At 54.5% G+C, this 25,867-nt stretch carries 21 protein-coding genes; 4 read left to right on the top strand and 17 right to left on the bottom strand.

The genetic code is table 11. The annotated features are described in order from the left end of the window. Window positions 1–27 precede the first annotated feature (27 nt). On the top strand, window positions 28–2,667 hold the full coding sequence (locus JT719_RS10515; protein WP_207432959.1) for a cation-translocating P-type ATPase: 2,640 nt from the start codon (window positions 28–30) through the stop codon (window positions 2,665–2,667). Between the two features lie 145 nt (window positions 2,668–2,812). Here the strand turns inward: JT719_RS10515 and JT719_RS10510 are convergent, their stop codons facing one another. Further along, the gene (locus JT719_RS10510) at window positions 2,813–4,255 is read right to left on the bottom strand and encodes an alpha-amylase family glycosyl hydrolase (RefSeq protein WP_207432958.1); all 1,443 of its coding nucleotides are present in this window, start codon (window positions 4,253–4,255) and stop codon (window positions 2,813–2,815) included. A gap of 135 nt (window positions 4,256–4,390) precedes the next feature. On the opposite strand from JT719_RS10510, the gene JT719_RS10505 reads away from it, so the two are divergent. Beyond that, window positions 4,391–4,528, top strand: a complete 138-nt coding sequence (locus JT719_RS10505; protein WP_207432957.1) for a hypothetical protein — start codon at window positions 4,391–4,393, stop codon at window positions 4,526–4,528. Then, a complete protein-coding gene (locus JT719_RS10500; protein ID WP_207432956.1) occupies window positions 4,516–6,075 on the top strand; it encodes a protein adenylyltransferase SelO in 1,560 nt (519 codons plus the stop codon). Before JT719_RS10505 ends, JT719_RS10500 begins: the two co-directional genes overlap by 13 nt. Window positions 6,076–6,146: 71 nt before the next feature. On the opposite strand, the gene JT719_RS10495 is transcribed toward JT719_RS10500, so the two are convergent. The 13 genes from JT719_RS10495 to JT719_RS25200 all read right to left on the bottom strand — a co-directional run bounded on the left by JT719_RS10495 (window position 6,147) and on the right by JT719_RS25200 (window position 20,888). Further along, window positions 6,147–6,713, bottom strand: coding sequence for a hypothetical protein (locus tag JT719_RS10495; protein ID WP_207432955.1), 567 nt, complete (start codon window positions 6,711–6,713; stop codon window positions 6,147–6,149). A gap of 511 nt (window positions 6,714–7,224) precedes the next feature. Then, a complete protein-coding gene (locus JT719_RS10490) occupies window positions 7,225–7,437 on the bottom strand; it encodes a heavy-metal-associated domain-containing protein (RefSeq protein ID WP_207432954.1) in 213 nt (70 codons plus the stop codon). 57 nt (window positions 7,438–7,494) lie between these two features. Further along, a complete protein-coding gene (locus JT719_RS10485; RefSeq protein ID WP_242693128.1) occupies window positions 7,495–9,741 on the bottom strand; it encodes a heavy metal translocating P-type ATPase in 2,247 nt (748 codons plus the stop codon). A 98-nt stretch (window positions 9,742–9,839) separates the two neighbouring features. Continuing rightward, window positions 9,840–10,907 carry a flavin-containing monooxygenase gene (locus tag JT719_RS10480; RefSeq protein WP_207432953.1) on the bottom strand — a complete coding sequence of 356 codons (1,068 nt, stop codon included), beginning with the start codon at window positions 10,905–10,907 and terminating at the stop codon, window positions 9,840–9,842. Between the two features lie 265 nt (window positions 10,908–11,172). Further along, window positions 11,173–11,553: a four-helix bundle copper-binding protein gene (locus tag JT719_RS10475; RefSeq protein ID WP_207432952.1), complete on the bottom strand. Its 381-nt coding sequence runs from the start codon at window positions 11,551–11,553 to the stop codon at window positions 11,173–11,175. 272 nt (window positions 11,554–11,825) lie between these two features. Continuing rightward, window positions 11,826–15,455 carry an ABC transporter permease/M1 family aminopeptidase gene (locus tag JT719_RS10470; RefSeq protein WP_207432951.1) on the bottom strand — a complete coding sequence of 1,210 codons (3,630 nt, stop codon included), beginning with the start codon at window positions 15,453–15,455 and terminating at the stop codon, window positions 11,826–11,828. A gap of 48 nt (window positions 15,456–15,503) precedes the next feature. Further along, window positions 15,504–16,412 carry an ABC transporter ATP-binding protein gene (locus JT719_RS10465; RefSeq protein WP_207432949.1) on the bottom strand — a complete coding sequence of 303 codons (909 nt, stop codon included), beginning with the start codon at window positions 16,410–16,412 and terminating at the stop codon, window positions 15,504–15,506. A 222-nt stretch (window positions 16,413–16,634) separates the two neighbouring features. Beyond that, complete coding sequence (locus JT719_RS10460) at window positions 16,635–17,579, bottom strand: cation diffusion facilitator family transporter (protein ID WP_207432948.1); 945 nt, start codon at window positions 17,577–17,579, stop codon at window positions 16,635–16,637. Window positions 17,580–18,064: 485 nt separating this feature from the next. Further along, window positions 18,065–18,394 carry a four-helix bundle copper-binding protein gene (locus tag JT719_RS10455; protein ID WP_207432947.1) on the bottom strand — a complete coding sequence of 110 codons (330 nt, stop codon included), beginning with the start codon at window positions 18,392–18,394 and terminating at the stop codon, window positions 18,065–18,067. Between the two features lie 152 nt (window positions 18,395–18,546). Beyond that, window positions 18,547–19,113, bottom strand: coding sequence for an AraC family transcriptional regulator (locus JT719_RS10450; RefSeq protein ID WP_207432946.1), 567 nt, complete (start codon window positions 19,111–19,113; stop codon window positions 18,547–18,549). Window positions 19,114–19,252: 139 nt separating this feature from the next. After that, the gene (locus JT719_RS10445; RefSeq protein ID WP_207432945.1) at window positions 19,253–19,549 is read right to left on the bottom strand and encodes a hypothetical protein; all 297 of its coding nucleotides are present in this window, start codon (window positions 19,547–19,549) and stop codon (window positions 19,253–19,255) included. A 1-nt stretch (window position 19,550) separates the two neighbouring features. Then, a complete protein-coding gene (locus JT719_RS10440) occupies window positions 19,551–20,174 on the bottom strand; it encodes a thioredoxin family protein (RefSeq protein ID WP_207432944.1) in 624 nt (207 codons plus the stop codon). Window positions 20,175–20,345: 171 nt separating this feature from the next. Next, the gene (locus JT719_RS25200) at window positions 20,346–20,888 is read right to left on the bottom strand and encodes a hypothetical protein (RefSeq protein WP_242693127.1); all 543 of its coding nucleotides are present in this window, start codon (window positions 20,886–20,888) and stop codon (window positions 20,346–20,348) included. Between the two features lie 239 nt (window positions 20,889–21,127). On the opposite strand from JT719_RS25200, the gene JT719_RS10430 reads away from it, so the two are divergent. Further along, a complete protein-coding gene (locus JT719_RS10430) occupies window positions 21,128–21,466 on the top strand; it encodes a hypothetical protein (protein ID WP_207432943.1) in 339 nt (112 codons plus the stop codon). Between the two features lie 94 nt (window positions 21,467–21,560). On the opposite strand, the gene JT719_RS10425 is transcribed toward JT719_RS10430, so the two are convergent. From JT719_RS10425 to JT719_RS10415, 3 genes are all read right to left on the bottom strand, one after another. Further along, on the bottom strand, window positions 21,561–22,604 hold the full coding sequence (locus JT719_RS10425; protein ID WP_207432942.1) for a YncE family protein: 1,044 nt from the start codon (window positions 22,602–22,604) through the stop codon (window positions 21,561–21,563). 171 nt (window positions 22,605–22,775) lie between these two features. Next, window positions 22,776–23,855 carry a DUF5074 domain-containing protein gene (locus JT719_RS10420; RefSeq protein ID WP_207432941.1) on the bottom strand — a complete coding sequence of 360 codons (1,080 nt, stop codon included), beginning with the start codon at window positions 23,853–23,855 and terminating at the stop codon, window positions 22,776–22,778. Window positions 23,856–23,876: 21 nt separating this feature from the next. Continuing rightward, window positions 23,877–25,829 (bottom strand): TonB-dependent receptor, encoded by a 1,953-nt coding sequence (locus tag JT719_RS10415; protein WP_207432940.1) that lies wholly within the window; start codon window positions 25,827–25,829, stop codon window positions 23,877–23,879. Between the last annotated feature and the right edge of the window lie 38 nt (window positions 25,830–25,867).

Genomic DNA, 25,867 nt, shown 5'->3' with positions numbered 1-25,867 from the left:
CTTATTGAATAGACCAAAACACGCACCATGGAATTTTACCAGCGCCCCACCCAGGAGATACTCCAGGAACTCAAAACGTCAGACCGAGGCCTTTCCCTGCCAGACGCGCAGCAGCGGCTGCAGACCGTAGGGTACAATGAACTGGAGGAAGCCGAGAAAGACCCTGTCTGGAAGCTCCTGCTGGAAACCTTCAAAGATCCCATGGTCATTGTGCTGCTATTGGCGGCCGCGGTGCAGTTGGTCCTGGGCGAGGTGATTGAAGCCGTCATCATTTTTGCGGTGCTGGTGCTCAACGCCATTGTGAGCGTGGTGCAAACCAAGAAAGCCGAGGGAGCCTTGGATGCGCTTCGGCAGATGTCGGCGCCCTCGGCTAAGGTGCTGCGCGATGGCGTGACCCAAACCATTGCGGCGCGCGAACTGGTACCCGGCGATGTAGTAGTGCTGGAAGCCGGCGATTACGTTTCCGCCGATGGCCGTTTGGTGGAAAGCGGCTCCCTGCGGGTAGACGAAGGCATGCTCACCGGCGAGTCCGAAGCCGTGGAGAAACACACCGATGCCATCCCCGACGAAGTTGCTTTGGGTGACCGCAAGAATATGGTATATAGCGGGGCTTTGGTAGTCTATGGCCGGGGAGCTTTTGTGGTAACCGCCACCGCCGCTAAAACCGAGATCGGGAAAATTGCCGGCTTACTGGCTTCCGCTGAGGCCAAGCAAACTCCCCTGCAACGCAAACTCGCTGATTTCAGCAAAAAACTGGGCTGGGTGATTCTGGCGCTTTGTATCCTCATCTTCGGGGTGGAAGCCGCCCGGGTGTGGCTGGAACCGGGTGCCGAGAACATGACCAGTGCGCTCCTCAAGGCCTTTATGTTTGCAGTGGCCGTGGCCGTGGCGGCCATCCCAGAGGCGCTTTCTTCCATTGTTACCATTGTGCTGGCCGTGGGTACCAACAAAATGGCCCGCCGCAACGCCATCATTCGCAAGCTTCCGGCGGTGGAAACCCTGGGTTCTACCAGCGTGATCTGTACTGATAAAACCGGTACCCTCACCCAAAACAAAATGACGGTGGTAGATTACTATGTAATGGGCAAACCACAAAATGGATTTGAAGAAGACCCGGCGCAATGGACCGAATCTGAGCGGAAACTGATGCAGGTGGCTGTCCTCTGCAACGATGCCCAGATCAACGAAGATGGCTCTGAAGTAGGTGACCCCACCGAGATCGCCCTTATCGCCTTCAGCAACCAGAAAAACCAACCCTACCAGCAACTACGCAACCAGTACGCCCGCGAGGCAGAACTACCCTTTGACTCAGACCGCAAGCTCATGTCTACGGTGCATACCCTGAATGGGCAACGCGTGCTCCTGACCAAAGGCGGCCCCGATGTGGTGTTCTCCCGCTGCTCCCGCGTGTTCATTGATGGCGCAGAGCAACCGCTCACCCCAAATCTGCTCAACCAATTGCAGGAGCAGAACGAAGAGTTCTCCAACCGGGCGTTACGGGTGCTGGCTTTCGCGTACAAACCGCTGCAAACGGCTTCCCTCACGCTGGAAGAGGAAAACGATTTGGTATTGGTGGGCTTGATGGCCATGATTGACCCGCCCCGCGAAGCCGTTTACTCCTCCATTGAAGAAGCCAAGAGAGCGGGCATCCGTACCGTCATGATCACCGGCGACCATAAAACCACGGCACGCGCGATTGGTAAAGAAATTGGCCTGATGGATGAGAACGACATTGCCTTGACCGGTCAGGAACTGGATGCGCTCTCAGAAGAGGAACTGGACCAGAAACTGGAGGACATTGCCGTGTACGCCCGCGTGTCGCCGGAAAACAAGATCAGGATTGTGCGGGCCTGGCAACGGAAAGGCAAAATCACCGCCATGACTGGCGATGGCGTGAACGATGCCCCCGCCCTGAAACAAGCCGATATTGGCATTGCTATGGGCAGCGGCACCGATGTAGCCAAAGACGCCTCCGCCATGATCCTGACCGATGATAACTTCGTGTCCATCATCAGCGCGGTGGCTGTGGGCCGCACCGTTTTCGATAACATCAAGAAAGCCATTGCTTACCTGTTTGCCGGAAACCTGGGCGCTATTATTGCCATACTTTTCGCCTTGGCGTTGGACTGGATCAACCCGTTCACGCCCATTCAACTGTTGTTCATTAACCTGTTGAATGACTCATTGCCGGCCATTGCCTTAGGGGTGGAGAAACCGGAGCCTACCGTGATGCAGCGTAAACCAAGAGACATCAACGAGGGTATTTTTGCCGGGGCCACCTTGCGCTCTGTTATAATGCGGGGATTGCTCATTGGCGTAGCCGTGATTATTTCCCAGTACCTGGGCTTGCAGCAATCACCGCAGATGAGCATAGCCATGGCCTTTACCACGCTTATTCTGGCCCGTACGTTGCAGACCTTCGCGGCCCGGTCCAATACCCAGACTGCCTTTGGGGCAGGCTTCTTCAACAACAAATACGTGATAGGCGCGGTGCTGCTGTGCTTCGGGTTGTATGGGCTTACCGTTCTACCCGGCATCCGGGAGATCTTTTCCATTCCGCCTGATTTTGGGTGGGAAGAGTGGCAACGGGCTGCCGGACTTGCCTTAGGTGCAGTGCTCCTGATGGAGTTTTGGAAACTGATTCCCCGCAGTTCAGGAAAAAAGTAAGTGAGTCTTGGTTTCTGGCCTGTTTCCTGAAAACTGGACCGGAAACCAAAAGTGCTTCACTCAGAAGCTAGAGAAAAAGCTTAAATGAAAAGCCCGTCTTTCTTCTAAAAGAAAGACGGGCTTTGGTTTGTAGTAAGTGGCTATTTTAGAGGGGAGCTGTGTTGCCGCTGTGTAGCACCAGGTACTTCCAGGGGCCGAGGGAAATCACATCGTCGCCTTTCAGCTCGTAGCTTTTGTTGGTGAAGAGTTCTTTGTAGCGACCGGCCTGCGTTTTGGCGTTCAGTTTCACTTTTACCGGTTGGTTGCTGAAGTTGATGATCGGGATGACTTTGTCGCCGTTCTTCTCGCGGTAAAAGGAGATGACCTGCTCGGGTTTGTCGTTGAAGATTCTGACCATCTCGCCGCCCCAGGCACCGTTCCAGAGCGCTCTGTTCTGGTGCTTCAGCTCAAACAGCTTTTTGTAGATCTCGGCATTGCGGTGGGTTTTCCAGGTGATGGTGTCTTTCTCAAAGAATTTAAGCGAACGGTCCAGCCCGGCTTCCTGCCCGCTGTACACCAGAGGCATGCCGTTCACGGTAGAGGCCATGACCATAGCGGCCTCCAGACCCGGCCCGAAGTTGGTGTATTGGGTGCCTTCCCAGGAGTTTTTGTCGTGGTTATCGGTGAACGTCATCCGGAAACCGTTTTTGGGGAAACTGCTTACATCATGGGCCATGTACTCCACCAATCCGCCTATTTTCTCTTTGCCGGTGCAGACTTCGTGCATGCGGTCCCAGAGGCTCCAGGAGTACGTCATGTCAAAGGCGCGCCGGTGCAAGTCCCTGGATTCCCACTCGGCCAGCATGAAAACGGGTTTCACGGCATCCAGCTCCGTACGGGCGTTTTCCCAGAAGTCAAGCGGCATGAAACCGGCCACGTCGCAGCGGTAACCGTCCACGTCCAGTTCTCTTACCCAGTAGGTGAGCGCCTCGGTCATGTATTTTCTAATGCCCGGCTGGTCGTAATCAAAATCAATGATGTCTTCCCAGTCGTACCAGGGCGTGGGCTGGAAATTACCCTCGGCGGTTTTGGTGTACCACTCAGGATGTTGCTGGGTAAGCGGGTTGTCCCAGGCCGAGTGATTGGCTACCCAGTCCAGAATCACGTGCATGCCCAGGTCATGGATTTTCTGCACCAGCGCCTTGAAATCTTCCTTGGTCCCAAACTCGGGGTTTACGCCGTAATAATCTTTCACGGAGTAATAGCTGCCCAGAGAGCCTTTGCGGTTCTTTTCCCCAATGGGATGGATGGGCATGAGCCACAAAATATCCACGCCCATTTCCTTCAGCCGCGGCAGGTGCGCCTCAAATGCCTTGAACGTGCCCTCGGGGGTGTACTGCCTGATGTTCACCTCATAGATAGTAGCGTTCCGGCTCCACTCGGGGTGCGTTAATTCCACGTAGGGCTTAGGCCGGTAAGGGTCATCTTCGTTCTGTTCCTGGGCGTTAGTGGTCACCGTCACGGTAGGAGCCGTTTCTCTTTTAGGTTCACAACCCAACAGACTCAGCAAGAAAGAGGCGAGCAGAAAGAGGGAGGGCTTTTTACGCATGGGGGCGGGATTAAAGGTGAAAGATAATTGCGGTGGTTCGCACATTACCGTACGTGGACTGGTTTCCCCAAAGATACGTAAACCTCATGCCGGGAGGAAGGAGAATGCGCTACTTTTGACCTATGCCCCGGCAACATGCAAAAGAAGGAGCCCGCAAACCCAACTATTCCAGGGGAAATGATGTTGAAGAAAGATGCCTGTTTTCCTGAAAAGAAGGCATTTTCAGGAAAACAGCCGAAAAACGAATTAAGCAGAACCGAATGCAAGCTTTAAGCACGAAAGAATATAAAAACGAGTTTGTCAACGCTTTTGACGGCGATGACAGCGGCAACCAGAAACCGCGCCAAACGCCCGGCATGCTGTACAGCAAAGCCCTGCCCACGCCGGTGAACAAGGTTGAGTTATTAGCCTGGTCTGAGGAACTGGCGCAAGAACTGGGCATCGAGAAACCCACCGCCCAAAATGACATCGACATCTTGGGTGGAAACTACGTGGCACCTACCATGTACCCGTACGCGGCCTGCTACGCCGGACACCAGTTCGGGAACTGGGCGGGGCAGCTGGGCGACGGACGGGCCATTACCTTAGGCGAGTGGGTAGCACCGGACGGAAAATCCTGGGAACTGCAGTTGAAAGGCGCAGGCCTGACGCCGTATTCCCGCCGGGCCGATGGACGAGCCGTACTGCGGTCCTCGGTGCGGGAATACCTTATGAGCGAGGCCATGCACTACCTGCGTGTGCCCACCACCCGGGCCCTGAGTCTGGTTTCTACCGGCGACCAGGTGCTGCGCGATATGTTCTACAACGGTAACCCCGCCTATGAACCTGGTGCCATTGTCATGCGCGTGGCCCCAACTTTCCTGCGTTTCGGGAGTTTTGAGATGCCCGCGGCCCGACGGGAAACCGAGAACCTGCAAAAACTGGTAGACTGGACCATCAGCCGTTACTACCCGCACATCACGGGTGAGAACCGCATCCTGGATTGGTTCAAGGAGATACTGGAACGCACCGCCCAACTCATGGTGGAGTGGATGCGCGTGGGCTTTGTGCACGGCGTCATGAACACCGATAACATGTCTATCCTGGGCCTGACCATTGACTACGGCCCGTACTCCTTCCTGGACGATTACGACCCCGATTTCACACCCAACACCACAGACTTGCCGGGCCGCCGGTACGCCTTCGGGAAGCAGGCGAACATTGCCTATTGGAACCTGGGTTGTCTGGCCAGTGCCATCGCGCCGCTTTTGCCCGGCACCGAGGAACTGGTAGCCGTGTTGGAAACTTACGAGGAAGTCTTCTACCAGAAATACTACGCCATGATGGCGAACAAACTGGGGCTTGACGCACCCAAAGAGGAAGACAAGGAGCTGATCATGCGCTTCTCCGAGACTATGGCCACCCTCAACCTGGACATGACCATCTTCTTCCAGTTGCTGATAGAACTGCCCGAGGAATTAGGAGAGGAGCAGGCCGTGGAAACACATTTTCAACCGAGTTTTTACCGGGAGCTGGAGACCGGCGAGCGCGCCATGTTGTTCAATTTAATGAAGGACTACGCCACCCGCTTGCAAGCCAATACCATCTCTCGCGAGGAATCCTTGCAGCGCATGCGCGAAAACAACCCACGGTTCATCCTCCGGAATTACCTGCTGCACCAAGCCATTGAAGGGCTGGAAAAAGGAGACAACACGCTTTTTACGAAACTGCAGGAAGCCATGAAAGATCCGTATTCCCGCAATTTCGATGAGTTCTTCGCCAAAAGACCGGACTGGGCCAGCCAAAAAGCCGGTTGCTCCATGCTGTCTTGCAGCTCTTAATTTGACGGTGTTTTGAGCCTGATTTCAGGAAATCGGCTCCTAAATAAAATGGACGCGGAAGTCATGTGAGGTTAGTACATCTCAATGACTTTTAGCGTCCATTTGTCATTAATGGTGTAGGTGCCTTTCCGTAGGCCGTTCAGCACCGATCCGGCGGCGTACAGGGTGGCCGCTCCTGCCATGGTTTGCAGGGCATCGTTCCGGTCATCTTTTTCCTGGCTGCTTAAGTTGGTGAGTACGTTAATGGCGCCCACCAGTGTGAAAACTACGCCAGCCCCTTTGAGCAACACAGAGCCAAAACCCGCCACTTTCCGGCCGCCAGTGTGGTTGCGGAGCCGTATCTTCTCCACCTCTTTCAGCGGAACTTCCAAACCGGAGATATAAAATGAATTGCCCCTGATGTCCAGAACTTCGGCCGTGCGCAGCTTCTCGTCCTGAAAGCGCTTGAACGTGATAGTCTCTCCAATGTGAATCCGATAGCGGGCCAGAGAACCGGTTTTCGCCAGCAGCAGATACCGGTACATCCCGGGTTTGGAGGCTGAAGCCGTAGTGAGCGTATCTCTGTTCTGGGCCTGGCTGTTGTTGGCGAAAAAGAAGCTGAAAAAGAAGAGAATCCCAAACAGTAGATATCTGGTCATGCCGCGGAGTGGTTTGCCTGAAAACGCAGGGTGAGTAAACTTATTGACCAAAGCTAAGCGATATTGCTTCACGCTGTACTTTGAACTTCTGTTTTCTGGCTGTTTTCTGGAATTTAAAAGGAAAATAGATTCTCGGCGGTAAGGGCCATTTTTCAATGATTGGAGCGACCTAGATGAATAGAAACATTTCCTGAGGTCGCTTGCTTTGTTCATCTAAGATCCAATGAACTGTCATCCTGAAAGGATCTTGTGGGCAAGCTACAAAAGCAATGCTTAAACGGCACTGCCGTTCGCTGCCAAAATCCTTTCAGAAGGACAAAAGGGAATGTATTGTTAGAAAAGGACTGAAATCCAAACTAAATAGAAGTAAGAAGTGAAGAGTGGGATAAAGGAAGAGTTAGAAAATAATCCTTAGGCAGAAAACAGATCAAGCGTAAACCTATAGAATCTTCTTAAAACAAAAAGGCCACTTTTCTTTCAGGTGGCCTTTTTGTTTGGGAGAAAAGAGCAATTACGCTTCAACTTCGGTGGCATCGTACCCGGCGGTTTGCACGGCTTTGATGACGGCCTCAGAGGTGGCATCGCCTTCCACGGTTAGGATCTTGTCTGGGTTGTTGGTGTCTACCTGCCACTCGTAAATGCCAGGTGTGTTGTCCAAAGATTCAGTGACGGCGCTCACGCAGCCACCGCATTTGATATTGGTTTTGAATTTCAGTGTCGACATAGCGGTAATTAAGATTTGAGAATTATGAATCAGTTTAAAAAAATCAGCAATCAGCAATTATTTCAACGTTAACGTTCGGAGGCGCAAACTGTTGGTGACCACCGAGACCGAGCTCAGGGCCATGGCCGCTCCGGCCAGCATGGGGTCCAGCAGGAAGCCCCAGATAGGGTAGAGCAAACCGGCCGCTACCGGTATCCCGATCACGTTGTAAATGAACGCCCAGAACAGGTTCTGGTGAATGGTACGCACGGTGGCCTTGCTCAGTTTGATGGCGTTGGCAATGGCCCGCAGATCTGAGTGCATGAGCGTGATCTTGGCCACATCCATGGCGATGTCGGTGCCGCGGCCCATGGCAATGCCTACATCCGCAAGGGCCAGCGCCTGGGAGTCGTTGATGCCGTCGCCCACCATGCCCACCACGTGGCCCTGGCGCTGCAGCTCCTGAATGAAATCGGCTTTATCTTGCGGCATTACCTCGGCTTTGTAATGTTGCAGGCCTACCTGTTGCGCCACAGCGGCGGCGGTCTGGGCGTTGTCGCCGGTGAGCATGTAGACATTCAGGCCCTGGTGCTGCATTTCCCGGATGGCCTGCGCCGAGGTTTCCTTGATGGCATCGGCAATGGCGATGAGCGCCACCACCTGGCCCTGCGTTCCGGCGAACACCACTGTTTTGGCTTCGGATTTCAGTTTTTGGGCCGTTTTCTCCAAATCAGGCGTAAAACGGAGGTCGTTTTCCTGCATCAGTTTTTCATTGCCCAACCAGAACGTCTGTCCTTGGTACTGCGCCTGTACGCCCCGGCCGGTCACACTACTGAACTGCTCCAAGTTAGCGGCTTTCACGCCTTGTTCTGTGAGGTATTTGGAAACGGCCTCGGCCAGCGGGTGCTCCGATTGGTTTTCCAAGGCCAGCAACACCGAGGCCAGTTCTGCCTGCGCTTCCTGCGGAACCGCCCAGGAAAGCTCGGTGACCTCGGGTTTGCCTTTGGTGATGGTACCGGTTTTGTCCAGCACCACGGCGGTTAGTTTGTGGGCGGTCTCCAGGCTCTCGGCGTCTTTGATCAGGATGCCGTTCTCCGCCCCGCGACCCACCCCCACCATGATGGCGGTTGGCGTGGCCAGCCCCAACGCACACGGACAGGCAATGATGAGTACCGTGATCAAAGCTAGCAGCGCGTGCGTCACGTTGTTGTCGCCGCCCAGGAAGTACCAGGCCGCGAAGCTGAGCAGGGCAATCCCGATCACGATGGGCACGAAGATGCCGGCTACTTTGTCGGTGAGTTGCTGCACCGGCGCTTTGGAGCCCTGCGCTTCCTGCACCATTTTGATAATCTGGGCCAAAAGCGTCTCGGCGCCTACTTTCTCCGCAGAGATCTGTAGGCTGCCTTTCTGGTTGATGGTGCCCGTGAAGACCTGGTCGCCGGCGGTTTTCTCCACCGGAATCGGCTCTCCGCTGATCATGCTCTCGTCCAGGAACGAGGAACCGCTCACCACCCGGCCATCCACCGGAATCTTCTCGCCGGGGCGGATGAGCAACACATCGCCCACCAGCACTTGCTCAATGGGCAACTCCACTTCCTGTCCGTTTCGTAGGGCTTTGACAGATTTCGGCTGCAAGCCCATCAGTTTTTTGATAGCTCCCGAAGTGCGCGATTTGGCTCTTTCCTCCAGCAGTTTGCCCAGCAAAATAAACGCGATGATCACCGTGGCGGCCTCATAGTACACGTGCGGCTCCAACCCACGCGACAGAAAGAACTGCGGATAAATGGTGTTGAAGGCGCTGAACAGAAACGCGATGCCGGTGCTCAGCGCCACCAGCGTATCCATGTTGGCTTTGCCGTGGCGGGCCTGCTTGAACGCGTTCACGTAGAAATTGCGCCCAAACCAGAACACCACCGGCAGGGTGAGGGCCAGCATGATCCAGTTGCCGTAGGGCATATGGTGGAAGAACATGCCAATGACCGCCACCGGCAATGACAAGGCCGCGGCCCAAATGGTTTTGGTCTTGATGCGGGCGTAAGCTTCCTGCTCGCGGGCTTCCTGCGCCTCCTGCGTGGCTTCCTCTTTCTGGATGAGCAGGCCATAGCCGATGTCCTGCAGCGATTTTTGCAGTTTTTGGAGATCGGTGCCCGGGACGTATTCCATCAGAACAGTCTTGTTGGCGAAGTTCACGGCGGCGTTCTGCACACCCGGTTGGGCCTGCAGCATAGACTCTACGCTTACGGCGCAGGCGGCACAACTCATGCCTTCCACCGGGAAACTGTTTTTTATGGCGGGTTTCGTCTTTTCTTTCGTCAGGGTTGCCATAGGTATAGGTAATTAGGTACTGTTTCAAGTTCTGATACAAAGGTATAGCGGGAGAGCAGCGCAGCCGTTACAGCTTTGTATCCAAGATTTATATAATTTTAAGCGAGCCGCTCCGCGATGTACCGGGCGTCTCTTCCCGCACCCAATAGCAGAGCAGAGCCTCGACTCCGCTGCCAGGAAAGGCCCAGGTAAAACAAACCGGCTACCGGACTGATGCCGTTATGGTGAACAGGAGCGCCATTTGCTGCTATTGCCCCGGGGATCTGTAGCCAATTGTAATCTGGCCTAAACCCCGTTGCCCAAAGAATACTGCTGAAGGAAGACTGGGTACCATCCTGAAAAATAACTTGTTCCTGGTCAAACGCTCTGATCTCCGGGCGGAGTTGAACCACTCCTTTTTGTAGCAGCACTTCCAACTCACGGCCATAGACCACATCGGCTTGTTTGAGCATCTTTTTCCCGAGGAAGGAAGTGGGCGGCGCGTAGATGGCTCCGGTCTTCGAGGCCCACCAGAAGACGCTTCGGCCCAGCAGTTGGAGCGGGTAAAACCGGGGCGGCCTTTTCACGGACAGGTGCACCTCGTGCGTTTGGGCCAGCTCCACGGCAAGCTGCGCTCCGGAGTTACCGGCTCCCACTATCAATACTTTCCCGGTGGGGATTTGCGCCGGGTTGCGGTATTGGGAACTGTGCAGTTGCAGAACACTATCAGCTGGATTTGTGGCGTAGTTGGGTACGAATGGCCTCTGGAACTGCCCAGTAGCGACTACTATTTGCTTTGCCTGAAAGAACTGCTTTTGGGTTTGTACCTGGAAAATGCCGTCTGTTTTGGTTAAGGCCACTACCTTCTGCTCCAAGGTCAAAGGCAATTGAAAGCGCTGGGCGTACTGTTCCAGGTAATCGGCGATCTCGTCTTTGGTGGGGTAATGGTCTTTGGGGAGCGGCAGCGGCCAGCCGGGCAAGTTACAGTACGGGGCAGGGGTGAACAGCCGGAGGGAATCATACCGGTTCCGCCAGGAATCGCCCACTCTAGGGGAGGCGTCTAGTAGCAGAAAGTTCTTTTTCTGCTGTTGCAGATAATAGCCCAAAGCCAGTCCCGCCTGACCCGCCCCGATCACCAGTACCTCGTAGATTTCTCTTGTTTGCCAAGATTCCTGTGTCGCCTGCATCTCTTTTTTTGTTCGGAGAGGCAAAGCTAGAAACTGGTCAGAACGGGAGCTTTACACAATTTTATAGAAGAGGTGCAAGATTTCGGCTTCAGTGGGGAAGGTGCAAGCCTACTATGAAAGTTAGGAATGCGTGCGGACACGAGCCGGAGGCTCGCGCCAGCGGAGGAGAGAGTGCCGCTAATAAAAAAGCTCCTTCAACGGTCGGGTGTGTTGAAGGAGCTTTGGTATGTTTTTAGGCTTCTTTGGCCGAAACGGCTCTGAAACGTTATTCAGAATCTGAGGCGTTGGCCACGGCTAGGAGTTCGCGCAAAGGATCAGTCTTCGGGATCAGTTCCTGGCAGGCCTCTATGCATCGTCGGCAGGCGGCGGCGCAGGCTTGGCAATGGTCCTGGGCGTGGCGCTCGCACTCCACGGCGCAGGCCTCACAGATTTCCACACACTGCCGGAGGACCAGGCGGGCATGCTCAGAACCCTTGGACAGGAACGAGGCCGAAAGCCGGCAATAGTCGGCGCAGTCCAGGTCCAGGTGAATGCAGCGCGCCATTTTCTTCACTTCTTCTTCCTGCAAACAGGCGGTGGCGCAATGATCGCAGGCCGCAATGCAGGCCAGCAACGCATCAATGGCCGGTTTATACTCGGTACGCATAGGCTTGAAGTTTGGTGAACTTTTATATACGCTTCTGCCGGTAATAGGGATGAGCCGTTTCTGACCTGATTTTCGGAAAACACATCCGAAACCATTCTCAAAAGGATGGTTTATAAAAAGACTTTAAGGCGATCTTCTCAACGGTTTTCTTTCTTTTATCGCCTTCAATTAACCCAATCTGACTATAGCATGCCCTATGATAAGTACCCAGCTTTGGGCAAGAAAAGCCCGGCCTTGTAAGGAGCCGGGCTTTCTGTAATGGTAAGAGACGGTTAGGATTTTACCGTTACCTCTTTCAGGTTGTCCTCTGGGTTGCGGTCAATAAGTTTGTTGAAAGGATCTATGCCTGCTTTCTGCGGTTTCTCCTTCACAATGATCTCCAGTTTATTCTGCCCGGCTTTGATGCGTTGTTTCTGCAGGTACAGCGGGGCATCCTGCCAGTTGCCGTCAATCTTTTTACGGGTCATCACGGCCACGTCTATGTAATCGTTAAGCTTGGCCTGGCTTTCATTGCCCAGACTATCTGCGCGGAATTTTTTAGCGTCCACGGTGAAGGTCACTTTATAGGAACCGTCTTTCTGCTTCACCGCCGAGGCTTCAGTGGCTTTGTTCTCGTAGAGCGTGATGTTTTCAAACATATCGTCTACCAGGTATTGCAGAGAATCGGGGGTGGCTTTGCGAATGTAGCTCAAAAACTCCACCGAGTTGGTGTACGGCGCCTGCTGGAACGCCACTTTCTGCACGTATTCCTTCAAGGCCGCGTTCAGTTTGTCTTCGCCGATGTAGTCTGCCAGGGCGTACATCACCACCGATCCCTTGCGGTAATGAATGTACTGCTGGTTTTCCACCAGCGCCAGCGGCAGTTCTTTCTTGCGCTCGCCGGCTCGGCCCAGCAGGTAGTTGTTCATCTCGTACTTCAGGAACTTCTTCATGCGCTCGGCACCGTATTCCTTCTTCATCACCATCAGGGCCGAGTACTGGCTCATGGTCTCGGACATCAGCGTGGAGCCCTGCACATCGCCGCCGATGACCTGGTGCGCCCACCACTGGTGCGCGACTTCGTGGGCCGTCACGTAGAACGGATAATCGATGTCCTCGGGGTCTTTGTCATCCACATCGGCAATAAACCCGATGGACTCCGAGAACGGAATGGTATTGGGGAACGCCTGCGCAAAGGCACTGTAGCCCGGGAACTCCAGGATACGCACCTGCCGGTGCTGGTACGGACTGAAGTTGGCCGTGTAATAATCCAGGGATTTCTTCACGCCTTTGATCATGCGGTCCAGGTTGTACTCGTGGCCTTTCTGGTAATACACCTCAATGGCTACGTCTTTCCACTTATCCTTTTTCACCTCATAGTCGGCAGACAGGAAGGAATAGAAGTTCAGGATGGGCGAATCCATTTTGTAGTGGAAGTAACGGCGTCCGCTTTTAGTCCACTCTTTCTGCAGGTAACCGGGGGCCAGCGCAATCTGATCGGGCACGGTGCTTACCACAGTCTCGAAGTTGATCCAGTCGGCGTCGTTGCTGATGTAGGTGTTCTGGCGGGCCTTCAGGTCGTTCACTTTGGCCATGCGCTCCTTCGGCTTCAGGCCATGCTCTTTCCGGGTATCATCATCGCCTAACTCCAGCGCCTCCTGGTACCCGACGTGCGGCAGCAGCTGGCTGTTGATGAACGTGCCATTGTACACAATGCCGGTGTTGTAGCTGCGCTGCTTGAAGCCTTTGGTCTGGTAGAGCAAATCTATGTTGAGCTTCACGGAGTCGCCGGGCTGCAGCGGCTGAGCCAACCGGAAAATATGGTAGCCCATGCTTTTGTCGAACAGCACGGTTTTGGCCGGACGGGCGAAGGCCAGCTGTTTAATCACGGCGTTATCGTCCAGCATGAGGTGCACCGAGTCAATGGCTACGTTGGTTTTGTTTTTAAGCCAGTAATAGCCTTTGAAATGGAACTCGCGCTCTTTGGGGTACAGGTCGGTCTCCAGGTACACATCCACCACCCGCGGCTGCGGCAGGTGCTGGTATTTCTTGTACGTTTTCTCAAAAGTAGCCTGCAAACGCTCGTTGTCGTCTGAGTCGCGGTACTCGTTCAAAATGTTGGTGTTGTAGAAGATGAAGCCGCCGCAGACAATGAACACCGTGGCCGCCCCGCCTAACACCATGAGCGTGGATCTGTTCAGCTGCAGCGCCGCCAGCTTGAAGCGGCCCTTGAGGCGGGCCTCGGTGCCGCGCACCCATAGCAGGTTAGACACCAGCGCCAGGATAATGGCAAACGCGCCCCAGTACACCTTGAACAGCAGGAACGGCCCCACGAAGTGCCCGTAGCCGTTCATGGCCGAGTACGGCGCGCCCGGGTCTGAGCTATAGGAGTACAGCAGGTGCTCAAAACCCAGCTGCCCCTTGAAGATGTTGGCCAGGTAATACACCACCATGATGAAGTGCCCCAGGTACTTGTTGTTCACCAGCACCTGCACCAGCATCGCCAGCGCGCACATGAGCAGGTAATCCACCAACTGCAGCCCGAACAAGGCTTTCACGTACAGTCCCAGCTCAAAGTTGAAATAGCCTTTGGCCGCCTGTATAAGAATGCCGCACACCAGCACCACCGCCATCAGGACCACCTGAATACCCATGAGCGCCACCAGTTTGGAGGTAAACGGCACCCAGTTAGGGATAGGCAGGGCATCATACAACTGGTTCATACGGGCATCGCGCTCGCGCCACACCAACTCCCCGGAATAGAACGTGATGATGATGAGCATGAACAGCGCAAACGTGCCGCCCAGAATGGAGACTACCTCCGAGGTCACCGGATACGTGTTGGTGTCATAGATCTTCCCGATCTGCGAAGCCGTGGACAGCAAGAAAATAATCCCCGCCACCACAATGGCGATGAAATAGACGCTGCGCACAATGCCCTTGAACTCCAGCTTGGCCAGTTTCCAGAACTGCCCAAAACTGCGCCCGAACGAGAATTCCTGGCTTACCTTGGGCAGGGAAATCCGCTGCGCCGTGGCGCTGATGCCTGGTGCTTCCTCCCGACGAAGCTTGCGCGCCTTGCCTTCCGAGGCGAAGAACGAGAAGCTGAACCGCCAGAAACAGATAATCAGCAGCAAAACGGCAAGCCCATCCCACACCAAGCGGTTCCAGAGAATGGGTTGGCTCAGCGGCAGCACCAGGGTGTTCTGCTCAGCCGCCGTCCAGTAGCGGGTGGTCTGGTACACCGCCGAGGCCCCGAACGGGTCCACCAGGTTCGCGAGCAAGTCATTGTCCAGGTCATTGGTGAGGGCGCTGGAAACGCCGTACAGCACCAGCACCAGCACACTGCCAATGTACACCGCCAGCATGTTTCGGGTAAGCGTGCCCAACGTAAAGAAGATAGCACCCGTGAGCAGCAAATTAGGGATTACTATGAGCAGGAAAGGCTGCACGTAAGACATAACGTTGAACGGACCGAACCGGGAAGCCTCCACCGACGGGAACAGCGGCGCCACCGCCGAGGCGAAGATGTAGCCAAACGCAATGCCGGAGAACACCAGCAAGGTCACCAGGAACGATCCCCAGAACCGCCCGCCCAGGTAGCTCCACTTGGAGATGGGCGTGGTAAAGAACAGCGAATGCGTTTTGTGCTCAAAATCCCGGTACACGGGATTGCCCATCATGGCCGAGGTCACCAGCACGCCAAACCAGCTCAGGATGGTAATGACCCAGTTGATCTGGTAGGGCGAGTTGGCCTTCACGGAGACACTGCTGCCCCCGCCAATGATGATGGTACCTCCAAAAACCCCGCTCACGCCAAATACGCACAGCAGGGCCATCAGGAAGAACAAGAGAAAGTAGATATAGGTAGCCGGCCGTTTCAGGCGGTACTTCAGCTCAAACAGGAATATATTCAGGAACATAGCCAAGTCGTTTTAGGTCTGATTAGTAGAAAATAGCCTCAAAACGGCTTAGGCAATTACCTCCTGCTGCGGGGTGGAAGTTTTCTTAACCGCTCCGCTGATGGTGGCAAAGTACACATCCTCCAGATCGGGCTGCACGGGCTCAAACTCCACACCGTGGCGGACATCGGCGAACACGTGGATGATGGTTTTGCCGGCGAACAACCTTGACGAGATCACGACGTGCTCGGCCTGGTGCTGCGGCAGCTCCTCTTTTTTGATGAATTTCCTCCAGATCATGCCCCGCATCTGCTCAATGGCCTGCAGCGGCTCGCCGGTGGCCAGCACCTCACCTTTGTTGATGATAGCCATGTGGCGGCACAGGTCACTCACGTCATCTACAATGTGGGTAGAGAGAATCACAATAATGTTCTCCCCGATTTCGCTCAGAAGATTATGGAAACGGTTCCGCTCGGCGGGGTCCAGTCCGGCGGTAGGCTCATCCACGATGATGATTTTGGGGTTGCCCAGCAGCGCCTGCGCAATCCCGAAACGCTGTTTCATGCCGCCGGAGTAGCCGCCCAGGTTTTTTTTGCGCACTTCGTAGAGGTTCGTCTGTTGCAGCAGCGAGGCCACCGTCTCTTTCCGCTCCTTGCTGTTGTGGATGCCCTTGAGCACCGCGAAATGGTCCAGTAACTCCTCGGCACTCACCTTGGGGTACACCCCGAACTCCTGCGGCAAATAGCCCAGCACTTTGCGCATCTCGTCCTTCTCCCGGAACACATCCAAATCCCCCAGCCTGATACTGCCGCTGTCCGCCTCCTGCAGCGTGGCGATGGTGCGCATGAGCGATGATTTTCCCGCCCCGTTGGGTCCCAGCAACCCGAACATGCCGGTAGGAATGGTAAGGTTCACGTTTTTCAGCGCCTGCACGCCGTTGGGGTAGGTTTTGGAAAGGTTTTGAATGATGAGTTCCATGGTGGTAAAGGGTTAGGTTGGAATGAGGAAGGTTTTGTAGGATTAGTAGAGTAGAGTGACAGAAAATTACAAGCAAATGAAAGTCTTTGTGTTACCGGTGCCGGCGCGCCTTGGATCTAAAAATAAAACCCTAATTGATCAACAATTAGGGTTTTATTAGACAAGTGTAATTTGTCTGGCGTTTTAGAGATGTTTTCAGGAAAAGAGGGCAGAAACCCCGTGTTAATGATAGACGCCTGCATGAGCGCAGGAGTGACCGGCCTCGCCACGCTCTACCTGCAAGGTCACGTGCTGAATGCCGAAGTGATGGCCAATCTCATCGCGGATTTCCATGAGCTGGGTGTCCTGGTAGCCTTCTTCCACCACCAGATGGGCGGTGAGGGAATTCTCGGTGCTGCTCATGGCCCACACGTGCAGGTCATGGACCTGGCTTACGCCCGGCACGGTTTGCAGGTACTCCCGGATGGCCCGCAAATCAATACCGTGCGGCACGGCGTCTAAGGTAAGCCGCAATGATTCTACCAGCAAGCCCCAGGTGCTCCAGACAATCACGGCCACAATAACCAGACTCACCACGGCATCTACCCAGAACCAACCAGTGTAGAACATGACCAGACCAGCTACCACCACGCCCAGACTCACCAGCGCATCGGCTACCATGTGCAGGTATGCGCCTTTCACGTTGATGTCATGCTCTTTGCCCCGGAAGAAAAGCATGGCAGTACCGGCATTAATGAAAATACCCATCCCTGAAATGAGCGAAATGGCAGTACCGTTCACCGAGGGAGCGGAGCCCAGGCGCTCTATGGCTTCCCAACCAATGGCCCCCACCGCCAGCAAGAGCAGAACGGCATTCAGCAGGGAGACCAGCGTGGTGGTTTTGCCATACCCGTAGGTAAACCGATCGGTGGGTTTGCGTTGCGAGATCTTAAGGGCGAAAAAAGCCAGGAGCAGACTCACGACATCGGTGAGGTTGTGGCCGGCATCGGTGAGCAGGGCCAGGGAGTTGTACCACCAACCGGCGCTCGCCTCCACGGCCACAAAAAGAATGTTCAGGGCAATTCCCCAGCCAAACGCCTTTGAGATGTTCCCCGAGGAAGGCAAGCCGTGGGCGTGCGAATGGCTATGCCCATGTGAGCCGTGGGAGTGGGTATGTACGTGTGCCATAACGGTTATAAGGCCAGGTGTCTTTCCATATTACGAACAAGATTGTCGCTTCAATCAATCTTAACGCAAAGAAAAGCAAGAGAAAGGGGCAGGCCGTTACAGCATTTTCACCGGGACTTACAAAATTTCTGGCGGATGTTTATATAGTAGGAAGGTAAGAACCTACCAGTTCCCTCGCTCGCCTCTGGCGAGTGTGAGTTATGAGGCGGCCTCTGGCCGCGTTGGGAAAGAGCTTTTCTCGTAATATGTGCATAGCGGCGGGACGCCGCCAGATAACTCACACTCGCCGGAGGCGAGCGAGGGCCTTTGGGAATATGTAACCAATGCTCCAGGTAAAATATTGCTAAGGGCTGGTGGTCCCCTTTTAATTCAATAGAACGCCGGCCTCGTTTTGAAACAGATTCCCAAGAAACAGGCCTAAAACCGGTGAAAGCAAAAGAAGCAGCTTGTTGCGTGGCTGCTTCTTTTGCTTGGGGAGAAAATCGTTAAGACGCAATGGATTCGCAGGCTTCTGCGCAACGGGAGCAAGCCTGGGCGCATTGCTGGCAGTGCTCGTCGTCATGCTTGGAGCATTCTTCGGCGCAGGCGCGGCAGATTTCAATGCATTCCCGCAGCAGGTGTTTCCCGTGTACCGATCCTCGGGCTAAGAACGCAGCGGTTAAGCGGCAGATATCGGCGCAGTCGCGGTCGGTCTCAATGCACTTTACCATCATGTGCACGTGTTCTTCCTGCAGGCAAGAAGAGGCGCAGTGCTCACATGCGGCAATACAATCCTGTAAGGCGTCTAATACGGTTCTGATTCGTGAATCAATCATGGTTTTGGGGTTTGGTTAGAAATGATGTCTTCACATGCACACTCTATTTCCCAGAGCAGGCAAACGGCCTTGCAACTCTGGTACTGTAGGGTATACGCCCTCAGGTACCGGACGGTCTTACATAATTATGGGTGAGCGTTACAAGATTTGGGTTACGCCAGGTCGTCTAAAGGCAGACGCTCTACCTGCGGGTCTTTCTTGTAGTCTGTCACGGAGATGCCGGTTACTTTCTTGAACTGGTTGGAAAGGTGCTGTACGCTGCTGTAGCGCAGCCGGTAGGCAATCTCGCTCAAGGTAAGTTCGCCATACGAGATGAGTTCTTTCACCCGCTCAATCTTGAGGCGGATGAGGTATTTCTCAATGGTGGTATTGGTGTGCTGGGAGAAAACTTTGCTCAGGTGCTGGTAAGACATGCCCAGTTTCTCTGCCAGGTACACCGAGGTGGTGATAGGCTGGTATTCTTTCTCAGAGTGGCGCAGGTACTCCAGCAGGGTGGTTTTGATCTGGTCGGTGAGTTGCTCGTCTTTTTCCTGCAGCAGCTCAAAACCATGCACCTGCAGGGCGGCGTTCAGTTGGTGGCGGTCTACCTGTTCACCAGACACAAAGGCTTCGCCCAGTTTAACTTCTTTCACGTCAAGCCCCTGCTGTTGTAAAACATCGGTCACAGTGGCAATGCAACGGGGGCAAACCATATTTTTGATGTGCAGATGCTGTTCCATAGTAATGTACGTCAATGGGTTAGGTAGTAGGTGCTGCTGTTTGGGAGACGTTGCCGTCTGGGGAGCCGGGGTGCTGTTTGTTTAACCGGAGTTAGGCTGTGTAGCTACATGTAAGCAACGGCTACAGATCTGAAATAGTTTATTCGCTATGTTTCTGTGCGTTCTTGCGCGGAGTGGCTGGGGCTGCCTTTTTAGGCTTCTTTCCCGAAAATCGCATGAAAAGCCAGTTCACTGAGGGGACTATCACAAACACGGTGCCGGCCAGCAGGATAAAGATACCTACAAAGGCATTGAAGAGTCTGAAGATGAAATCGCTGGTGAGCCCGAAGGTATAGAGCAACAACGCCATGGCCAGCAGCATGCTAATGAGCGCGGCAATAAGCAAATCGCGGCGCCAGTCGCGCTGGAAAGGATGCCTTTTTACAACTTTTGCCATGTTACACTAAGGTGGTTCTGGTCCAGTGCGGAATGAGGTGGATGAGTTCCTCCTGCAGGGCCTGGCCGTTGTCTTCTTCAGAGCGCTGCAGCGCTTTCTTGATAAACTCGGTCATGGGCAGTTCCTGCAATTTCAGCTCCTGCACAAACTCCTGCAACACCTGTGGTCTGGGTCCCCAGGACCCGATGGCTTTCAGGGTTTGGGCATCCAGGACGATGAGCTTGGGAATGCTTCGGCCGCCGCCGGTCAAAAACGCATCCATGACCACGGGTTGCTCAGACCGCAAAATGGTTCTCAGTTCCACGTTGGAGGATTGATCTGCCAGCGCAGCCAGCACCGGTAAGTGCACCGCGGCATCACCGCACCAGCCCTCGGTAAGGACCAGCCACAGTTGCGGTTTGGGCAGGGCTTGCACCATCTCCACCAGGTCTGGGCGCAGGGGCGTCTGGTAGGTGCGCTCCATTATGGCCAGGTTGTCTTTGGTGAGTCTGGCCAGAAATTCGGTTTGCTCTAAGCCGGTGGTCTTGCCCTGGGCCACGGCCTCCCGCACCATCTCCAGGTACTCGTTGAAGGAGAGGCTCTGGGCCACTACGTCTGCTGTGATTACGCTTTGTTGGATTCCCATACGTTTAGTTTGAAGCCCGAAAAACAGACATCGCCACGAAGATACAGCAAAGCAGGTTTTTGCCCAATTGCACCGGTCGTGACATTCCTTAAAACAAAAGACCCGGGTGTTTCCCGGGTCTTTTGCGAAAAACAGGCCCGAAACACCTGTTATCTCTCTTGGTAAGCGTGGTTACTCTTTCTCGTTTCCTAGACCAGCTTCGTTTTTGTGGCCTTTGAGGGTACTGGAATTGGGCTGGTTGTTACGGAACTCTTTGTCTGAGGAGTCTGCCCCGCGGGTATCAGACGGATTGGAGTGCGATCCCTGTGGGGTGTGTTTCTCAGGATCAACCTTGCCTTTCTTGGCTCCGCCGCCGTGGCCTTCTCTGGAGGGCTTGTTTTCCCCGCGGGTATTGTCGGCCCCACCGGCTACCGGACCATCCTGGTAATTAGGGGCGTTTTTTCCTTGGTTACCGCTGTGGCTGAGCTCACTGTTGGGTCTGCCGCTTACCCCAGCGCCGGTGCTTTTGCTGTGGTCATCGTTGGCAGATTTCTGGTTCTGGCTGCCAGAGGTGTTGGGGTTAGACCTGGTTTCAGGGGAGCCTTCATAAGGCGGGTTATTGTTGTGCCGGTTGCTGTTGTTGAGTTGATCATCCTGGCTGTTGATATCGCGCCAGCTTCTGTCCTGATCTGGTCTATGTTGCTTTGGGCTATTGTCGCCTTTTCCTTTGGTCATGATTTTCGTCTCCTTATTTAAAGTAAAACTTTCACAAATGATCACGCCGGGATTTCCCAGAGTATACCGTTGTACGAGGGGAGTGCAGGTTAAGATTAAAAGAAACGTACTTAGGCAGGAATTCTCTCAGAAACAGGCGGCTGGGCTAACTCAAGACTAAAGAAGCGCGTAGTACCTCTGTGTGGCCCATGGTTCTTGCCCTGGCCATGAACAGTCATCTATTGAACCAGCATATTACTATGGAAAAACTATTGATTTCTCTGAAACGCCTGTCCTGGTCTTTTCTGCTGGGCGGCGCTTTGATGATAAGTGCCTCGGCGTGCAGTACCGGTACCAGCGAAGGTCAGGTGAACGTGGAGGAAAGCGACTTCAAAGACAAAAGCCCAACCGAGAACAACCCAGAGGGCCTGAGCGATGAAACCCAGGACAACGGCGGCAAAGCCTCTCCCGGGGCCATGAACAGTGACTCTGCCTATGAAGAGGTGTATGACCGGCAAGAGCAGAAAAGCAGACAACAAGACGGCGGTGCCAGCAACCAGGGGTACGGCGGAGCCGCAGAGCGTAACCAAAACGACTAACTACCATTCCCATAAACAGAGAAGCCTGCGCTAGATGTATAGCGCAGGCTTCTCTGTTTTAAGGCTGTTATGAGGAAACCAGGCGTAAAACCTGCTACCGGAAACTAAACCAGTTGGGAGTTCCCTGCACCTGAAACGAGTCTACCGCCGCGCCCGTGTTACGGTACCGGATTACCCAGCCCTCTGAGCCAGTTTGCGGTGCTTTGGAGAAGTACAGCAACCCGTCTGTAGGGTCTTGACCCAGTGTCTCAAACCTGCGTTTAATGAGCGGTTGCGCAGGCAGAGCTTTGGCATTCACATCCATGACATAAACCCCGTCATAGATAAAGTATAACCGGTTTCTGGAAGCGCTTAACGTAAGGCTGTGGGGCTGTAGGGTAGCGTTGGCAAACGTGTAGATTTCTGGTGCGATGGTTAAGTTGTTGGCCACAAACTTTCTCAAACTGCCAGAGGTAGTTCCTTTATTCCCGCTGCTTAGAACCCAAAGGAATCCAGAACCATCCACTACCATGCTGTTAGGCGCATCGCCCACCGTAAAACGACCTTCCAGTGCATTAGTCGCGATATTGATGACGTTGATCATGTTTTCGCCGGTGCAGGCCACAAAAAGCCGGTTACCTGCTACGGCCATGGGGCCAGGCGCTTTTCCGACCGTAGTGGTGTCTACTACCTGCTTCGTGCTCAGATTCACCAGAGAAACCCAGCCCCGCACCTTCGGATCTACCCCTTCGCTCACAAAAGCGGTTCTGCTGTTGATGGCCACAAGTTTCTGCGGCGCGGTGAGGCCCTCAATGCTGCCTGCCGTGGTGAGCGAATTTGAATTCAGGATTTCTATCCTGTTTCCGCTGGTGATAAGGTACATTTTCTCAAACGCCGAGGTCATGGCCATGGCGTTTCCATCCAGGGGACGGCCATTGACTTTGTTGAACAGGTCTGGCTCGGTTACGGTGCCGGTGGCCCGGTCATAAAAGCTGATCACTCCGTTAGCGGTTCCGTTTGCGTTGGTGCTGGAGATCAGCACCCCTGCGGAGTAGGTGGGCAGCACCTCCTTTTTTTCTTCCTTACAGGAAAGAGCCAGAAGCGAAGAAGCCAGAGACAAACCGAAGAACAACTGCTTTGAGCGGGGAAAACGTTTCATACTGCTAAGGTAGGAAATTAGAGACAACAACGGATGCCCGCACCCAATGCCAGGCCGCTCAGGAACTTCATCTGAGCAAGTCAACCCCTTTGAAAGCAAAAGGCGCCCACCTCAAATGAAGCGAGCGCCTTCGTTTTACTCGTGTTTTATAAAAACTGGCCTGTAAACGAATTATCTGAAAGTGAAGCCATTTGGCAGGACTCTCACCTGGAAGGAGTCAATGGCGGTGCCGCTTGGCTGAAAGCGTACGACCTGCCCGTTCGCGTCATAAGGACCCATACCCACGTAAATCAGGTTCTCTTTGGGATCTACTCCTAACCCATACAAGCCAGCACGGCGCAGCACCGGAGTGCCAGGGAGTGTTGTGGCAGTGGTTGCCAGCGTATAAACCCCATTGCCTAATGTATAATATAACTGGTTTTTGGCCCCGTTGGTCACCAGACCCGATGGTTGGTTGCTGGCAGATGAAAACTGAAGCACTGTTCTGGTTTGAGGGTTAGCAGGGTTAAATTTCACCAAATGCCCGGCTGTGGTTTTTTCTTCGTCAACGGACCAGTCTGTATTGTAGTAGGTTCTTCCGCAGAGCACCCAGATGTTGCCTGTAGCATCTACGGCAAAGCTGTTAGGGCCATTGAAGAAGGTAAGCGTAGTTTCTACCTGGTCTGTGGCAGTGTTGATAACGGTTACAGTATTGTCAAAACTGTTGGCTACGTAAAGTTTGCCGTTGTGCACCAGCAGGGCTTCGGGGGTTACGCCTACCTCAATGGTCTTGGTCACGGTGTAGGTGTTCAGGTCTAGCACCGCTACCCGGCCTTTGCGGCTATTGTTGTTGGTGATCCATTCGGTTACATACCCTTTGGAGCTGTTCAGAGCCGCCATGTAACGCGGATACTGCAAACCAGAAATCACTCCAATTCCTTGGAAAGTGTTTGCGTTCACCACTTCAATCTTATTGCTGGCGTTCACCACAATGAGCGCTTTATCATCAACAAAGGTCATGGATTGGGCCACATCGCCCAAGGGGCGCTTGTTTACCTGGTTGAACAAGTCTGGAATGACGGTTTTGGTGGCAGGATCATAGAAGCTTACCTCGGCGGTAGGGGTGGTGTACTGCCCTTCGTTGGTGATGAACACGCCGTGCTCGTAGGCGCCTTTCGGTTCGTTATCGTCGTTGCTGTCGCAGGAAGTGGCAAAGAAAGTGCCGCCAACCAGCACGTACAGAAGGTACTTTTTAAAGTAGTTAAGGTTCATAGTAATTGGATGTATTGAAAATTATGGGTTTAAACGGGAAGTGCCGGGTCTGGCCCACTGCAGTGAAAGCGCCAGCCGGAAATTGCGTGGCGGCATAGCCCGGTAGGCCATGGTCTGGTACACGGTGTTGGTCAGGTTCTGCACCTGCGCCATGAGCTGCGCTTCAAAAGAATGCCAGGTAAAGGTTTTGCCCAGGCTGGCGTTGACCAAGGCAAAAGGCTCCAGCCAGTTGTTGTTGTCGTTATCGGTGAAGCGTTGACCGGTGAAGGTGGCATCGGCGGTGAGCCACCAGCTTTGGTGCCGCACTTCGGCCCAGCCGGCTACCTTGTGTTTGGGCACGTAGAACAGTTGCCGGTCTTGCAATTTCGCCCGGGCATCGGGGAGTTTCTGTTGGGAAACCGTATAGGCGTAGGCCACTCCGGCCGCCAGAGACCAGTCCTGCCGGAATTGGTAATTCCACCGGCTGTCCAGCTCGGCACCGTTGCCTTTAACCGTGCGTAGGTTTACCGGCTCAGAGTATCCTCCCGTAGCTGAGGGCTGCCACTGAATCCAGTCGTTCACGCGCAGGCCGTAGCCGGTGAGCTCGGTGGTGCCGCTTAGCTGGCCTCCTTTGTACTGGTGAACCAAGCCTCCTTCATAGCCCCAACCGCTCTCGGGTTTCAGGGCCGGATTTCCGCCCGGACGCCAAAAACGATCGTTGAGGGTTGGCACGCGGTAACTGCGCGAGGCATTGGCTTTAAGAGTAAGTTGGTGCTCCCCATTCTCCAGAAGCTGGTAATTAGCGCCTAACGTGGGGGTAAGCGGCGGATTGAAGCCCTGCACCCACGCTTGGCGCACGTTCAGACTCAACTGAAGACCAGGCAAGGGGTCATACCTAAGCCAGCCGTACGTAGAGAAGCGCTGTTCCTCAGTTTTGCCACCGTAACCGCCCACATCGGCTTTAAAGAGTTGTCCTTCTCCGCCCACTTGCAGAAGCAGGTTGGGCAACAGTTGCCGCTCGTGTTCTACCTGGCTTTGGTAGGTGTTCACGGTAGAGAGGGAAAGGGTGCCATCATCTCTGTAATCCAGGCGGTCTTTAAACCAGGCGGCGCGCACGGTGGTGGAACCCCGGGCTATCTGGCCCTGCCATTCGCCAATGAGGCGCAGGTTCTCGTCGTCCTGCACGGCGTGGGTGTTGGCGCTGCCCATGGAAGGTTGTATCTGCCGGTGGGTTTGCACGTACCAGCCCCGCACCGAAAGCCGTTGTTCCTGCCCCAGTTTGTAATGGACCTCCTGCGCAAAGCTGTTCTGGTGGAACGCGGCGTTCTGCTGGGTTTCCCAGGGAGCACCAAAGGCCGTGATGTTCTTAAACCGGAAATCATTGTTAGTGGCGGTGCGGGTGAAAGAGGAAGACAACGCCAGACGCCCGTCAGAAAAAGATCCAACAGCGGCGGTGCGCTGGTGGCCAAAGCTGCCCAGTTCCTGCTGTACGCGCACCTGTTGGTGCGGCGCGAAAGAAACGGGGTTCTCCAACACAACTGCCCCGCCAATGGCTCCGCTGCCGTGCAAAGCGCCGCTGGGGCCGTGCTGCAGACTCACCTGGGTGTTTACAGTAGGGGGTAGTAACGCAAAATCAGACATGCCCAACGTGGGTAGGGCAATGTTGAAACCGTTCCAGAGCACGGCAGTATGGCTGGAGGCCGTGCCCCTGAACGCTACGGTGGCGGTCATGCCGTTGCCGTAGCTCCGCAGATACAGGGGACTGCGCTGCTGCAGTACATCGGCCAGGGTAATGCCGGGTTGCCGTTTCAGGAGCAGGGTGTCTACGGTCTGTACCCGGGAGCCCGCCGCGTAACGGGTGTATCGGTGCCCGGCCACCTGCACCTCCTGCAGGTTCACGGTATCGGGTAGCAGGGTTTGGGCGTGGGCTGCCGGGGCAGAAAGTAGTCCTGCCAAGCCCAGTAAACCCACAAAAAATCGTACGCGCTGTACCATATCCTCGGCTTTCAAAGCAGAGGAGACTACAAAGGGAG

The sequence above is a fragment of the Sabulibacter ruber genome (assembly GCF_017355955.1).
GTDB classification, from domain to species: domain Bacteria; phylum Bacteroidota; class Bacteroidia; order Cytophagales; family Hymenobacteraceae; genus Nibribacter; species Nibribacter ruber_A.
Note: the sequence above shows the minus strand (reverse complement) of the source record. Positions and strands in the feature narration are given on the sequence as shown.

Excerpts from the sequence above, each read along its gene's own strand:
- JT719_RS10515 (WP_207432959.1), top strand. The coding sequence starts at position 28 with ATGGAATTTTACCAGCGCCCCACCCAGGAGATACTCCAGGAACTCAAA.
- JT719_RS10510 (WP_207432958.1), bottom strand. The coding sequence starts at position 4,255 with ATGCGTAAAAAGCCCTCCCTCTTTCTGCTCGCCTCTTTCTTGCTGAGT.
- JT719_RS10505 (WP_207432957.1), top strand. The coding sequence starts at position 4,391 with ATGCAAAAGAAGGAGCCCGCAAACCCAACTATTCCAGGGGAAATGATG.
- JT719_RS10500 (WP_207432956.1), top strand. The coding sequence starts at position 4,516 with ATGCAAGCTTTAAGCACGAAAGAATATAAAAACGAGTTTGTCAACGCT.
- JT719_RS10495 (WP_207432955.1), bottom strand. The coding sequence starts at position 6,713 with ATGACCAGATATCTACTGTTTGGGATTCTCTTCTTTTTCAGCTTCTTT.
- JT719_RS10490 (WP_207432954.1), bottom strand. The coding sequence starts at position 7,437 with ATGTCGACACTGAAATTCAAAACCAATATCAAATGCGGTGGCTGCGTG.
- JT719_RS10485 (WP_242693128.1), bottom strand. The coding sequence starts at position 9,741 with ATGGCAACCCTGACGAAAGAAAAGACGAAACCCGCCATAAAAAACAGT.
- JT719_RS10480 (WP_207432953.1), bottom strand. The coding sequence starts at position 10,907 with ATGCAGGCGACACAGGAATCTTGGCAAACAAGAGAAATCTACGAGGTA.
- JT719_RS10475 (WP_207432952.1), bottom strand. The coding sequence starts at position 11,553 with ATGCGTACCGAGTATAAACCGGCCATTGATGCGTTGCTGGCCTGCATT.
- JT719_RS10470 (WP_207432951.1), bottom strand. The coding sequence starts at position 15,455 with ATGTTCCTGAATATATTCCTGTTTGAGCTGAAGTACCGCCTGAAACGG.
- JT719_RS10465 (WP_207432949.1), bottom strand. The coding sequence starts at position 16,412 with ATGGAACTCATCATTCAAAACCTTTCCAAAACCTACCCCAACGGCGTG.
- JT719_RS10460 (WP_207432948.1), bottom strand. The coding sequence starts at position 17,579 with ATGGCACACGTACATACCCACTCCCACGGCTCACATGGGCATAGCCAT.
- JT719_RS10455 (WP_207432947.1), bottom strand. The coding sequence starts at position 18,394 with ATGATTGATTCACGAATCAGAACCGTATTAGACGCCTTACAGGATTGT.
- JT719_RS10450 (WP_207432946.1), bottom strand. The coding sequence starts at position 19,113 with ATGGAACAGCATCTGCACATCAAAAATATGGTTTGCCCCCGTTGCATT.
- JT719_RS10445 (WP_207432945.1), bottom strand. The coding sequence starts at position 19,549 with ATGGCAAAAGTTGTAAAAAGGCATCCTTTCCAGCGCGACTGGCGCCGC.
- JT719_RS10440 (WP_207432944.1), bottom strand. The coding sequence starts at position 20,174 with ATGGGAATCCAACAAAGCGTAATCACAGCAGACGTAGTGGCCCAGAGC.
- JT719_RS25200 (WP_242693127.1), bottom strand. The coding sequence starts at position 20,888 with ATGACCAAAGGAAAAGGCGACAATAGCCCAAAGCAACATAGACCAGAT.
- JT719_RS10430 (WP_207432943.1), top strand. The coding sequence starts at position 21,128 with ATGGAAAAACTATTGATTTCTCTGAAACGCCTGTCCTGGTCTTTTCTG.
- JT719_RS10425 (WP_207432942.1), bottom strand. The coding sequence starts at position 22,604 with ATGAAACGTTTTCCCCGCTCAAAGCAGTTGTTCTTCGGTTTGTCTCTG.
- JT719_RS10420 (WP_207432941.1), bottom strand. The coding sequence starts at position 23,855 with ATGAACCTTAACTACTTTAAAAAGTACCTTCTGTACGTGCTGGTTGGC.
- JT719_RS10415 (WP_207432940.1), bottom strand. The coding sequence starts at position 25,829 with ATGGTACAGCGCGTACGATTTTTTGTGGGTTTACTGGGCTTGGCAGGA.